Below are 12,092 nucleotides of genomic sequence, written 5' to 3' on the forward strand. Positions count from 1 at the left end.
CCTCACTGAGTAATTAAATAGGGTGTAAGAAATATAAGCGCTGTAAGAACACCTGAAAAAACCGTTGCAAAGATTTTAAAATACTGGCTTTTAATAGTTCTTAAATAAAGAGTTTTCATTCTCATAATACCTGCATGGGCAGATTTATAAATATCATAACATGACATTACAATTAGGATATACTCTAAAATAAGAAGATAAAGCCCTGAAAAGTTAAAAGAATATTTTAATATTATCTTTACAAATATACCTGTAAAAAAAACAAGTAAAAGAGTTGCAAGATAATAAAGATACCTTAAACTTGTAAAATCATAATTATAATTTTTAGAATAACTAAGGGCAACTATAAGCATTCCCCCAAGCAGAATAAGGCCTATTACTATGTATAAAATAAAGATTGGTTTACTATCCCATAAAGACACTAAAAGCGGAGTAAAAACCAATACCGTATTAACAACTCCAAACCTTGAGCCGATCAGGGCAGATTTATACAAACTGTTGGAATCGTCAGACTGATAATTTCTCACCTTTCGTCTTCCTTTCTATAATATAATTGAAAGCACATGGTAAACTACAGGCAATGTAATAATAGAAATAAGCGAGGTAATAAGCACATAGTTTGCACATTCTTCAGGATATGAATTAAAATTTTCTGCAAATATTACAAGATTAACTGCCACAGGGTTTGCAAGGATAATAGCAGGAACATATATGTAGTTTCCGCTAAAGCCTATAAGTTTTAAGATAAAAATTGCCGAAATCGGAATTATAATAAGCCTGAAAGCACTTGTTATATATATTTTAAAATTCTTAAAGTCTACCTTTCCTGCCTTGGCAATAACAAGCCCTGTAAGAAGAACTCCCAAAGGCGTTGTAGTAGCGCTTAACTGTGAAATAGTTGTTTTAATAAATGCAGGTATCTGTACAGGAATAAATAATAATATGAAACCTAAAATAAGCGCTAAAAAAGGAGTACTTTTTAAATCCTTCAATGTAAGACCCCTGTCTATATCATCACAGGACGCATTTTTAATAAGTAAAGTTCCTATAACAAGCACAGAAGCAAACATCACAAAGTTATACATAGACGCATAAAAAATTGAATCCTTGCCATAAAGCATCTCAAGTATAGGATACGCTGTAAATGTAAAGTTTGAAATCATTACACAAAATATTATAATATTTCTTTTTTTAGAGTTCTTTTCAATTACAAGCGACACAACTACCCCTAATATAAAGGTCAGAATAATAACCACAAGGGCAATAAGCGGAAAAACTGCTGTTTTTATAAGTTCAGAAAGTGTTATACTCTTCATCATAGAATCTAAAATAGAGCAAGGAAGAGAAACATTATATAAAAGAACTGATAAGCCCTTTATAAATGTTTTATCCACCATCTTTGTTCTGTAAAGAAAAAAGCCTATTGCCATAGGGATAAATAGCCCCATAAGAAGTTGCAATGTATCTAAAAATGTCAAACCGTTCATTCCTTCTAAAATTATTTTATATGGTTTATTATACATCTTTTGTAAAATTAAGTCAATAAATAACCTTAAAGGTATAATATAACAAATTAAGTTTATAATAAAATATATACTTACGAAAGGAATGATAAATAATGAAAGCATTTGCCATGCTTGAAATAGGAAAAATAGGCTGGATAGAAAAAGAAATGCCTGATTTCGGGCCTATGGACGCTATTATAAAGCCAATATGCGTTGCACCTTGCACATCAGATATCCACACTGCATTCAAAGGTGCAATCGGCGAGAGAAAAAATATGATTTTAGGGCATGAGTGCGTTGGAGAAGTTTATAAGGTGGGAGAACTTGTAAAAGACTTTAAAGTGGGAGATAAAGTTATAGTTCCTGCTATTACTCCTGACTGGGGCACTGTTGCAACTCAGGAAGGATATCCTATGCACTCTTCCGGTATGCTCTCAGGCTGGAAATTCTCAAACTATAAAGACGGAGTGTTTGCAGAGTACTGCCATGTTAACGAGGCAGATGCAAACCTTGCGCATCTTCCCGAAAATGTAGACCCGATAAGTGCAGTTATGCTCCCTGATATGGTGGTTACAGGCTTTCATGGTGCAGAACTTGCAAAGATAAACTTCGGCGATACAGTTCTTGTTATTGGTATCGGCCCTGTCGGTCTTATGGCAGTAGCAGGGGCAAACCTTAGAGGTGCATCAAAAATTATTGCAGTAGGCTCGAGAGAAATTTGCAAAAAGGTTGCAAGAGAATATGGTGCAACCGATATTATAAGTTATAAAGACAAAGATATAGTTTCTAATGTTTTTAAACTTACAAATAACAAGGGCGTAGACCGAGTTATTATTGCAGGTGGGGATAATGATACTTTCTCACAAGCAGTAAAAGTTGTTAAACCAGGAGGTATAGTTTCAAATGTAAACTATCTTGGCGAGGGCGAAACTATCAATATCCCAAGAGTTGAATGGGGCGTTGGTATGGGGCATAAAACAATAACAGGCGGCCTTACACCAGGTGGAAGAATGAAAATGGAAAAAATGGCAGCCCTTATATCAAACGGTAAACTTGATACTAAAAAACTTGTTACCCATGTTTTCCACGGTTTTGATAAAATCGAAGAGGCGCTTCTTTTAATGAAAGATAAACCACATGACCTAATTAAACCAGTTGTTGTGATAGATTAAAAAATGAGATGTTAAAAACGCTTGGATCGCAAAAAGTAAATTATATTACCTATTTAAATATTTAAAGCAGCATTTATAAGAACCTCACAAAATTCTAACGAACTAAAGTTCGAGAATTTTGGAGAACCTTGTTGCGTTAATTCTCATAAGGTAAAGATTTTTAAGAAACTTAAAAATCTTAAAATTTAAAAACTTTTTGCTATGAACATTTTTACCTATCTCCTAAAAAATTCCCATTTGGGTTAAACTCCAAATGGGAATTTTATTTAGTCAATATACTTATTCATTGGCTACTTGTTGGTTAGTGATATTTATTTTTTTCTGTTTTGAGTAACCTATAAAACCTAAAACAATCATTGGAATACAGAACAATGCGTACACCATAAACAATACAGTTGCTACACTATATAAAATTGCTGCAACCAACAAAGACCACGAAGCCTTTAAAAAACAACCTAACCATCCAAATACTGCTCCTAAAAGGAACACTGTCATATGAGGCATTACCAGCGCTGTTGCTATCGCTCCCCCTATTTGTTCTGTTCCTGACGAAGTTGCAACCCCTCCAACAAAATATGAGATTAAATAAACCGAATATAATGTTGATAAAATTGTCGCAACAAGTGCAACCTTACTGATTTTTTTCATAATGCTATTTCCCCTTCTTTATTTTGCAAGTGAAAAAGTTTTCTTAACCATATCGTCACTAAAACTTATAAGTTCTTTTACTTCTACTTCTATATTAGATGTTGTATCTTCTAACTCGTAAGCAACCTCTACATCTAAAGTAGCGCCTTTTTTAATTTCTTTGTTTTGATTATCACTGTTGTAATTCGCACTGTCAGAAACAAAGTAAGATTTAGGCAAACCAATTCCGTTTTGGAATGCTGAATCGTCAAATGTAAATGTAAACGCAGCAGGGTTTTCTGAATTATTTGTGTAACTGTATGTTACTATCACTATATCTTTTCCATCATAGTCTTTTGCTAAACGGCAACTTTTAATTTCTATATTATAGTTTCCTAATTTTGTTGAATCTGTTAAACTTTCTTCAACTGTTCCGTTCCCCTGATCTGTTGTTGTGCTTTCCCCACTACCAACAGCAAACAACAAAAATATTCCTAAAACAAATATACTTAATAATAAACTTAAAATTTTCTTTTTCATTTTGCTTTCCCCTCCTCCCTTGTTAATAAGATTATTAAAAAACCTGCTGACCAGTAAACTAAAATATCAACATAATCTCCTGTACCTCTCATAAAATGTAAAAATTGCATTGCCTCCCACAATGTACCAAATATACCTGTACAAAGTATACTCATCAATTTTCTTTTTTCAAAAGGTTTATAGACTATATATAAAAAGCATACCAAACTTAATGCCCATAAAAAATCAGCTAAATATATTTTGGCTATTTTTATAAATGCATTATCGTATTTCAATATATATAAATCATTAGATACAATAGAAAAAAACATTTTTGAAATATATGTATCAGGTCGCGCCAAAATATATATAAAAACACCTATAAGCAAAGCAAGAAACCCTATTATATATATTTTTATTTCAACTTTTTTCATTACATTAAATACTCTCGCTCTTTTTCATCTTATACAAGTCTTGAAAAAATTTAACAAACCTAAAGTTAGATATTTTTGAATAATATTATTATGTTGTAGCACAATAATATCACAAATTGAGATATAAGTCAATATCTCATTTTGTGATTTAATATAATACCTTTGGGGTGATATTAAATGAGATTAAGAGATTTAAGGGAAGATGCTGATATTACACAAAAAGAGTTAGCAAATTATCTTAATATAAAACAAAACACCTATTCCCAATATGAAAATGGACAACGCCAGATGCCCATTGACACTCTTATTAAATTAGCAAATTATTTCCAAACTTCCGTTGACTATATACTTGAACTTACTGATGATAGAAAACCTTACAGAAAAAGATAAAGTTAAAAAAACTAACTTATAAAAAGTTAGTTTTTTCTCTTTTATATATTATATTTTTCAAGAAATTTGTAAATTGAAATAAGAGATACATCTTGTTTTACTTTTGGTAAATCAACATTTTTAACAGAAATTATGTCATATAACTCTATCCTGTTTTATCCGTTGCATCAATCATTCATCAATCATTCATCAATCACTTTTATTATATTATTGTTCTTTCTGTCTATAAGATAAAGATATTTTCTACTTTCAAATTCAAAAATTTCAAAATCAATATATTTTATAAAATTATTATATTTATCAGAAACTTTTAAAATTTCCTGACCTTTTTCTCTTAAAAATTCATTTATTTTTGATATATTTTCTTTTGATTTAAAGTTTTTAAAAAATTGAGGTAAAGTGCCTCTTTCTTTTAGGACATAATCTAATTTTAAATATTCCATAAACTCTTTATCGTCTTTATAAAAAGTAGATAAAATATAAAATTTATCTTTTAAAGAAAGTTTTTCGTCCCCCATTTTTTCGCCTAACCTAAGATAAAAATCAAATGGTAAAATATCATAATTATTAAAGATATAGTTTAGAGAATTTTTAAAAATGCCACTGTTAAAATATGCATCCACCGATTTATCTACTTTTTTAATATCCATAAGTTCAAAAAAGGATAAACAATCATTCTTAAGAATTTCGTATGGTGCAGTGCTTCTAAACTTATAATTATACTTTTCTTTTTCTTCTCTTAGTTTTGAACCGTGAAGAAGTTTTAAAAACCCTACCTGAATAACTTTTGGGGAAATTAAATAAACCTCATTAAAACTTTTCTTAAAACTTTCATAATCTTCGTTCGGAAGACCTGCTATTAAGTCAAGATGAATTCTTACCTTAGAGTCTTTTAAATACAAAAGATTATTTTTAAGTTTTTCCATATCGGTTGCCCTGTCGCAAAGTCTTAAAGTTTCTTCGTTGGTAGACTGAATTCCCGCTTCAAACTGAATGGTATTATAATCTGCATTTTTTATAATATCCATAAGTTCTTTGTCAAGTAAATCTGCGCCTATCTCAAAGTGAAAACAAGTTTCCCTTTTTTTTGATAAAATGTAACCTATAATTTTTTTGGCTCTTTCTTTATCAAAATTAAAAGTTCTGTCTACTAATTTTACTCTCTTTATTTTCATATCGGAAAATAAATCAATTTCCTTAAAAACTCTGTCTAAAGGAAGAGTTCTTACCCCTTTTGTCAAAGAAGATATGCAAAAAGCACATTTAAAAGGACAGCCTCGAGATGTTTCATAATATACTGCACGGTTTTTAAGACTTTCGAGTTCTCCCTCGTAGCAAAAAGGAATGTTTGCCATATCCTCCATTTCGGAAAAAGAATATTCACTGTCGCTTTTTGAAACTCCGTCTATATTATCTTTACCTTCTAATAATTTTAATACAGGAATTTCTCCCTCGCCTCTTATTATAAAATCTATATGAGGAATTTCTAAGAACACATTTTTATTATAACTTACCTCTGGTCCGCCTAAAAAAATCTTTATATTCTCATTTATCTTCTTAATATCAAAAGTAAGTTTTTTTACAAGTTCAACATTCCAGATATATGTTGAAAAGCCTATTACCTGAGGGTTATCCTTTAATATGTTTTTTAAAAGATAAAAATACTCGTCATTAATTGTTCCCTCAAAAAAATCTATATTATTATATCCCTTATTTTTTACATAGGATACAATACTTCTTACAGATAAAGAAGTGTGCGAGTATTTAGCATTAAGTGCTACAAGCAGCCATTTTTCCATAACTATTATTTCTTTCTTTTTTCGTATACTATATTATCGTGTACCTTTGTTAAAGACCAGTCTTTTACGCTTAAAATATATGCAATATAAGATACTATAATCGGCAAGATACTTATAATTATAACCATTAAAAAGTTAAAACCCTTTCCGTCATATCCGTGGAAAAAATAAACAAAAGGAAAGTTTAAAAACCTTGCTATTATGCCAAAAATTGTACCTATCTTTGCATTTAGCGAGTATATAAGAAAATGAGTTGCAGATATTATAAAAATTATAAGACCTGATGCTCCGCCAATTTTAAGAGGCATAAGATAATCATATTTTTTCTTTAATATCTTATCAAGTTTCGGCTGATCAAATGTGTACGCATACACTCTTGACATATAATATATACTTGTTGCAACCGAGAATATAACTGTTGCATATTCCCATCTTTCAATCGCCCATGAAAAAACTATAAGATAAAGTAAAATACTAAGCACAGCACAAAGAAGATGATTTAAAATGGCTGTGGCAATTATTCCTCGTCTGTTTTCAACTACTGTGTCCATATTTATCCTCCTATAATGCTCGTTAGTGAATCAATAATAAATTTAAGTTCCTCATTTGTCGTTCCGTTTCCTGACGGAAGAAGAACAGTTTTTCTAAATAAATCTTCGGAAACATTATTTATAGTTATATAATCAAATGAATTAAATGCTTCCTGAGTATGCATAGGGTTAAACCCACGCCTTACTTCTATTCCCATTTCAATCATTTTATCGGTAACAAATTCTGCTTTACCATTTTCTAAAATAATACCGTTTTGCCAATAGGAAGAGCCTTCTTTATCGGATATAAGTTTTACACCCTTTAAGTTAGAAAAACCTTTTTTATAGGTATTAAATATTTCTCTTTTTCTGTCAAGTAAAAAATCAAGCCTTTTTAACTGGCTTACCCCAAGCCCTGCGTTAATATTACTCATAAGATAATTGTAGCCAACCTCTTTATGAATATATGCAGTTGATTTTGCTTTTGCCTGATTGGCAAGATATTTCATCTTTTCATAAAAACTTTCGTTTCGTGTTAAAACTGCGCCACCCATAGATGTAGTAACTATCTTGGAATAACTAAAGGATATAACTGATATATCCCCGTAAGACCCGCATTTTTTGTCCTTATACATTCCGCCTAAAGATTCTGCACTGTCTGAAATAAGAGGAACGCTGTACAAATCGCATATTTCTCTTATAGCATCATAATCGAAAGAGGCACCGTAAGTATCAACTGCCATAACACATTTTGGCAAATTATCCTTATACTTTTCAAATGTTTTTTTTAAACACTCTTCGTCCATTGTGCCATCTTCCTTACAGTCGATAAACACAGGAATTGCTCTTTCATAAATAATCGGATATATAGTTCCGCAGTATGTAAGTGTAGGGCAAAAAACAATATCAGAATCTGATACATCAAGTGCTTTTAAGGCAAGATGAATTCCTGCAGTACCATTTGCAAGAAGCAGAGCATATGGCATATCTGTTGCATCTTTAAGCATTGTAGTCATCTTATCTATATTGTCGCCTTTATATGAAATCTGGCATTTATCAAGTGCGTCTTGTATATATTTTCCCTCATCGCCAAAAAACAAGGGTTTTGAAATTTCTATTTTCATTTTGTCTCCTGTAAATTAAAGGGGTTGACAGTAATGCTACTTCAACCCCTCATAAATTATCCTATGTTATTTAAAAATTCACTGATTATTTTATCATAATCATATCCTGCCATTTTAATAACATACTTTGCTATAACAATAAAGTAATATTTACTCACAGATGAAGCAAGATAAAAGTCTTCTGAAAGTTCGGTGTCTATATGTGCGCCTCCGCATTTATTTGCAACTGCCTTTATCATCTTACCCACAGTAACCGAACGGCTGCCCTCTCTTTTTATAACTGTCTGATACAAAAATGCATCCAAAGTAAGTTTATCCTCTAAAGAAAAGAGAGAATCAGGATGAATAACATTATCTTCAAAAGATATTCTTCCTTTGTGGAATAAAGGCTCTCCTAGAATTTTTGGAAGAAGAGAATTTTCTCCGTCGCATAAAAGCATACGAAGGTTAATTGCCATAACATTTAAAAACTCATTTATCTTCTTTTTTTCAAAAAGATAACAACTGATTGCAAGAAGTTTTATACATTCTATAAATTTCTTTTTAAGTTCTTCAGGCGTAATTTCCATAATAATTGTTGCCTTATATTCTTCCATACCGCACTCAGGGCAAGAAAGAAGAATATCCTTTTCTTCTATAACCTGCTCTGTGCCACAGTTTAAGCAAATATAAGTACCCTTTGGAACTTCGCTGTTAGCAAATACTTTATGCATAAAAACACCTCAAACTTTGCAATTATTAAAACTAATCTCTGCAAACTCCTGTTTTTCTTGCTGCTTCGGCAACTGCTTTTGCAACTGCAGGGGCAACTCTTTCGTCAAATGCTGCAGGGATAACATATTCAGGAGTAATTTCTTCTTCTTTAATAATGTTAGCAATCGCTGTTGCAGCAGCAATTTTCATTTCGTCATTGATATCTGTTGCTTTAGCGTCAAAAGCACCTCTGAATATACCAGGGAATGCAAGAACATTGTTAATCTGGTTAGGGAAGTCGCTTCTTCCTGTACCCATAATTTTAACTCCTGCTTCTTTTGCAAGGTCAGGCATAATTTCAGGTGTAGGGTTAGCCATAGCAAATACGATAGGGTCTTTTGCCATTGTTTTAACCATTTCAGGTGTTAAACTTCCTGGAGCAGAAACGCCGATAAATACGTCTGCGCCAACGATAACATCTTCTAAACTGCCTTTTTTAAGTTCAAGGTTAGAAATTTCAGCCATTTCTGCTTTAATAGGGTTAAGATTATCTCTTCCCTTATAAATAGCACCCTTTGTATCGCAAAGGATAACCTTTTTAAGACCCATGCTCATAAGAAGTTTTGTAATAGCGATACCGGCAGCACCAGAACCGTTAACAACAACTTCTATCTTGGAAATATCTTTTTTAACATATTTTAGCGCATTCATCATAGCAGCAAGTGTAACAACTGCTGTTCCGTGCTGGTCATCGTGGAAAATCGGAATATCGCATTTTTCCTTTAATTTCTTTTCGATTTCAAAACAACGAGGAGCAGAAATATCTTCTAAGTTAACTCCGCCAAATGAACCTGCAAGTTTTTCAACAATAAATACAATTTCGTCAACATCTTTTGTTCTTACACATAGAGGAAAAGCGTCAACATCAGCAAATGCTTTGAATAATACACATTTACCTTCCATAACAGGCATACCTGCTTCAGGGCCGATATCGCCTAAGCCTAATACAGCAGTACCGTCTGTTATAACTGCAACCATATTGGAACGACGGGTATATTTATAAGATAAAGATACATCTTCAGAAATTTTTAGACAAGGCTCAGCAACACCTGGTGTGTATGCAACTGATAAATCGTCTTTATTTTCTACTTTTGCTCTTGATATAACTTCAATTTTACCTGCCCATTCTTCGTGGGCTTTAAGTGCTCTTTCTTTAATATCCATTATAAAACCATCCTTTTTATTATTTTACGCATTGAAATATGCATCGTAATCTAACCCAACAACCTGACCGATTTCTTTAAGTTCTGCAATAGTTTTTTCGTTAGCAGGAATACCTGTAACTAATTTTTCAGCCATAGATTCAACTTCTTTTTCACCGTGAGTGAAAATTCTGTCATGTCCGTCTGCTTTAGGGCTTTCTCTTAATTCTTTTAGAAGAAGGCTCATACGGTCTTTGATTTCTTTCTTATCTCCAAACATTCCGTAATCGATTGCCCAGAAACAGAATGAAGTATCAGCATTACCACTGTTTTTAACGTGTGGAGAAGTTGTTCCACCTGCGAAAATAGAAGTAAACATTTCAACAATGATTCCTAAACCGTAACCTTTGTGAGAACCGCTTTCTTCTGTGCATCCGCCAAGAGGGAAAATACCTCCGCCAAGTTTACCGATAATGTTTTTAAGAACTCTTGATGCTTCGTCACAGTCAGCACCGTTTTCGTCAGCAGCCCATCCCTGAGGAAGAGGAGCTTCTTTTTTATTATAAACTTCAAGTTTACCTCTTGTAACAACTGTTGTAGCAACGTCATACCAGAAGTCAACAGGGTCGGCAGGCATACAAACTGCGATAGGGCTTGTACCAAGCATTGCTTTTTTACCGTATGTAGGAATAGCGATAGCTTCAGTATTTGTCATACAGATACCAAGAAGGTCATTATCAGCAGCCATCTTTGTATAGTAACCTGCGATACCGTAGTGGTTAGAACCTCTTACAACAACTGCGCCTATACCATGCTCTTTTGCTTTTTTAATAGCAAGTTCCATACCCATTTTACCAACAACCTGACCCATTGATTTAGGAGCATCAAAAACTGCAGAAATAGGAGTTTCAAATACTAACTCAGGTTTAGCATCAACTGCTATTGAACCTTCTTCAATAGCTTTATGATAACGGATAAGTCTCTGAATACCGTGAGATTCTATTCCGTAAAGGTCTGCTGTAAGTAAAACATCAACAATAGTTTTACTTTCTTCAGCTGTAAAACCTCTTTTTTCAAATACATCTTCACAGTATTTTCTAACAATTTTAGCATCTAAATTTACATATGCCATTTTAAACCACCCTTTTTTAATCATATTTTTTTTAATTATATCACTTTAAAATGAAAGTTTCAACACCTATTAAGAACATTTTTTGCCTTTTTAATCATTTTAAGATACCCTGATACATAATTATAAACCAAGGGGGGAGTTTTTTATGAATAATATTAACGAAACAGTTTTTAACAGAGCAAAAAATAAAATCAATTCTATGCTCTCAGATAAACAAAAAGAAGAACTTATGGCAAAAATCAAGGATATGGATAAAGATTCCCTTAAGGGTATTTTAAAAAATATAAATCCTGATAAGGTAGACGACCCGGATTTAAGAGAATTTGTGAAAAATTTTAAGTCCGGTATATAGGAGGAATATATGGATAGCAATGATTTACTCTCTTCCATTACGGATATGTTTTCAAACCCTGAATCAAGAGATAAAATTCAGGGGGTAGCAGAGTTATTAGGGTCAAATAAATCAACAAACACTAATCAGGATATATTCGGGGAGGAAATGATGTCCCTTATGGGCAGAGTGATGCAGGGGTTTAACAGGCAGGATAACCGAATAGACCTGCTTAATTCCATAAGACCGTATCTTAAAGAAAAAAGAGCAGGAAATATTGATTTGGCAATAAGGCTTATAAGGCTTATAAATATTGCCGGTGATTTTAAGTTAAAGGATGTTAGTAATGTATCAGACATATCAGAGTGAACCAGTTAAAAAAAATGAAGAAAAACTTATTCCAAAAGAAATAATAAATGATAACTGTAATGTAAAACCCTGTAAAAAACAAAATACTTCCAGGAATTTATTTTCAGGAATAAACAATGAAGACTTACTTATTTTAGGACTTTTGTTTTTACTCTATAACGAAGACTGTCAGGATAATATGCTTCTTATGGTGCTTGTTGCATTATTATTTATCAAGTGATAACTATACAAAAAAGCCAAGTGTAAAAACACTTGGCTTTTTAAT

At 32.2% G+C, this 12,092-nt stretch carries 16 protein-coding genes; 5 read left to right on the plus strand and 11 right to left on the minus strand.

The window, feature by feature from the left end; translation table 11 throughout:
- Positions 1-2: 2 nt before the first annotated feature.
- Positions 3-527 (minus strand): hypothetical protein, encoded by a 525-nt coding sequence (locus tag IKZ35_02120; GenBank protein MBR4892760.1) that lies wholly within the window; start codon positions 525-527, stop codon positions 3-5.
- Positions 528-542: 15 nt separating this feature from the next.
- A complete protein-coding gene (locus tag IKZ35_02125) occupies positions 543-1,487 on the minus strand; it encodes an AEC family transporter (GenBank protein ID MBR4892761.1) in 945 nt (314 codons plus the stop codon).
- A gap of 131 nt (positions 1,488-1,618) precedes the next feature.
- On the opposite strand from IKZ35_02125, the gene IKZ35_02130 reads away from it, so the two are divergent.
- The gene (locus IKZ35_02130; GenBank protein MBR4892762.1) at positions 1,619-2,677 is read left to right on the plus strand and encodes an NAD(P)-dependent alcohol dehydrogenase; all 1,059 of its coding nucleotides are present in this window, start codon (positions 1,619-1,621) and stop codon (positions 2,675-2,677) included.
- A 279-nt stretch (positions 2,678-2,956) separates the two neighbouring features.
- Here IKZ35_02130 and IKZ35_02135 read toward each other — a convergent pair whose 3' ends face one another.
- From IKZ35_02135 to IKZ35_02145, 3 genes are read right to left on the minus strand one after another with little or no spacing between them, the layout of a single operon-like run.
- Positions 2,957-3,325, minus strand: a complete 369-nt coding sequence (locus IKZ35_02135) for a hypothetical protein (GenBank protein MBR4892763.1) — start codon at positions 3,323-3,325, stop codon at positions 2,957-2,959.
- Between the two features lie 18 nt (positions 3,326-3,343).
- The gene (locus IKZ35_02140) at positions 3,344-3,844 is read right to left on the minus strand and encodes a DUF5067 domain-containing protein (GenBank protein ID MBR4892764.1); all 501 of its coding nucleotides are present in this window, start codon (positions 3,842-3,844) and stop codon (positions 3,344-3,346) included.
- Complete coding sequence (locus tag IKZ35_02145; protein ID MBR4892765.1) at positions 3,841-4,257, minus strand: hypothetical protein; 417 nt, start codon at positions 4,255-4,257, stop codon at positions 3,841-3,843. The genes IKZ35_02140 and IKZ35_02145 overlap by 4 nt, the downstream gene beginning before the upstream one ends.
- 177 nt (positions 4,258-4,434) lie before the next feature.
- On the opposite strand from IKZ35_02145, the gene IKZ35_02150 reads away from it, so the two are divergent.
- Complete coding sequence (locus IKZ35_02150) at positions 4,435-4,647, plus strand: helix-turn-helix transcriptional regulator (GenBank protein MBR4892766.1); 213 nt, start codon at positions 4,435-4,437, stop codon at positions 4,645-4,647.
- 182 nt (positions 4,648-4,829) lie between these two features.
- Here the strand turns inward: IKZ35_02150 and IKZ35_02155 are convergent, their stop codons facing one another.
- From IKZ35_02155 to IKZ35_02180, 6 genes are read right to left on the minus strand one after another with little or no spacing between them, the layout of a single operon-like run.
- Positions 4,830-6,446 (minus strand): DUF4080 domain-containing protein, encoded by a 1,617-nt coding sequence (locus IKZ35_02155; protein MBR4892767.1) that lies wholly within the window; start codon positions 6,444-6,446, stop codon positions 4,830-4,832.
- 5 nt (positions 6,447-6,451) lie between these two features.
- Complete coding sequence (locus IKZ35_02160) at positions 6,452-6,997, minus strand: hypothetical protein (protein ID MBR4892768.1); 546 nt, start codon at positions 6,995-6,997, stop codon at positions 6,452-6,454.
- 2 nt (positions 6,998-6,999) lie between these two features.
- Positions 7,000-8,100 carry a DegT/DnrJ/EryC1/StrS aminotransferase family protein gene (locus tag IKZ35_02165; protein ID MBR4892769.1) on the minus strand — a complete coding sequence of 367 codons (1,101 nt, stop codon included), beginning with the start codon at positions 8,098-8,100 and terminating at the stop codon, positions 7,000-7,002.
- Positions 8,101-8,156: 56 nt separating this feature from the next.
- A complete protein-coding gene (locus tag IKZ35_02170; GenBank protein MBR4892770.1) occupies positions 8,157-8,813 on the minus strand; it encodes a hypothetical protein in 657 nt (218 codons plus the stop codon).
- A 31-nt stretch (positions 8,814-8,844) separates the two neighbouring features.
- Positions 8,845-10,017: an NAD-dependent malic enzyme gene (locus IKZ35_02175; protein ID MBR4892771.1), complete on the minus strand. Its 1,173-nt coding sequence runs from the start codon at positions 10,015-10,017 to the stop codon at positions 8,845-8,847.
- A gap of 24 nt (positions 10,018-10,041) precedes the next feature.
- Positions 10,042-11,127 (minus strand): Ldh family oxidoreductase, encoded by a 1,086-nt coding sequence (locus IKZ35_02180; protein ID MBR4892772.1) that lies wholly within the window; start codon positions 11,125-11,127, stop codon positions 10,042-10,044.
- A 145-nt stretch (positions 11,128-11,272) separates the two neighbouring features.
- On the opposite strand from IKZ35_02180, the gene IKZ35_02185 reads away from it, so the two are divergent.
- Genes IKZ35_02185 through IKZ35_02195 form a run of 3 tightly spaced genes read left to right on the plus strand, consistent with a single transcriptional unit; the run spans position 11,273 to position 12,047 of the window.
- Complete coding sequence (locus tag IKZ35_02185) at positions 11,273-11,479, plus strand: hypothetical protein (protein ID MBR4892773.1); 207 nt, start codon at positions 11,273-11,275, stop codon at positions 11,477-11,479.
- Positions 11,480-11,488: 9 nt separating this feature from the next.
- The gene (locus tag IKZ35_02190) at positions 11,489-11,827 is read left to right on the plus strand and encodes a hypothetical protein (protein ID MBR4892774.1); all 339 of its coding nucleotides are present in this window, start codon (positions 11,489-11,491) and stop codon (positions 11,825-11,827) included.
- Positions 11,805-12,047: a hypothetical protein gene (locus tag IKZ35_02195; GenBank protein ID MBR4892775.1), complete on the plus strand. Its 243-nt coding sequence runs from the start codon at positions 11,805-11,807 to the stop codon at positions 12,045-12,047. The genes IKZ35_02190 and IKZ35_02195 overlap by 23 nt, the downstream gene beginning before the upstream one ends.
- Positions 12,048-12,092: the final 45 nt, after the last annotated feature.

It is taken from the genome of Clostridia bacterium (assembly GCA_017554615.1).
Taxonomy (GTDB): domain Bacteria; phylum Bacillota; class Clostridia; order UMGS1840; family HGM11507; genus SIG450.